Origin of the sequence: Micromonospora sp. DT228 (assembly GCF_049841595.1) — a bacterium.
Lineage (GTDB): Bacteria > Actinomycetota > Actinomycetes > Mycobacteriales > Micromonosporaceae > Micromonospora.
In genome coordinates this window covers 1-511 of sequence record NZ_JBNCKO010000063.1, presented here as the reverse complement: position 1 = coordinate 511, position 511 = coordinate 1, and the positions used below count along the sequence as shown (strand labels likewise).

The following is a 511-nucleotide window of genomic DNA, read 5'->3' as shown; positions in this document are numbered from 1 at the left end:
CTGCGAGATGTGTATAAGAGACAGTGATGAGTCTGTGAGGTCGGTGTTTTCGTGGAATCCGGATGGGTCGTTCTCGATTAAGGGTCCCGATGGGACGGTGACGGAGTTTTCGGCGGACAGGGATCGGTTGCGGCAGACGTCGGCGGATGGTGAGGTCGCGACGTTCAACGCGGATGGGACGTTCTCGGTCAAGGGCGTCGATGGTTCGGTGACGGAATTCTCGGCGGATGAGCGGATGCTGCGCCGGACGGCGGCGGATGGTGAGCTGACGACGTTCGAGTATCGCGGTGATCAGTATGTGGCGAAGACCGGTGACGAGCGGGTGTTGGTGGGGGCGGATGGTCGGGAGATCTATTCGTGGGTGGGTGACGATGAGTCTGTGAGGTCCGTGTTTTCGTGGAATCCGGATGGGTCGTTCTCGATTAAGGGTCCCGATGGGACGGTGACGGAGTTTACGGCGGACAGGGATCCGGTGCGGGAGACGTCGCCGGATGGTGAGGTCACGACGTTC

1 protein-coding gene is annotated in these 511 nt (G+C 60.7%); it reads left to right on the top strand.

Annotated features, from left to right (window positions below):
• Positions 1-97: 97 nt before the first annotated feature.
• On the top strand, positions 98-511 hold a 414-nt coding region (locus tag ACLQ29_RS35415; RefSeq protein ID WP_425775708.1), incomplete at its 3' end, for a hypothetical protein.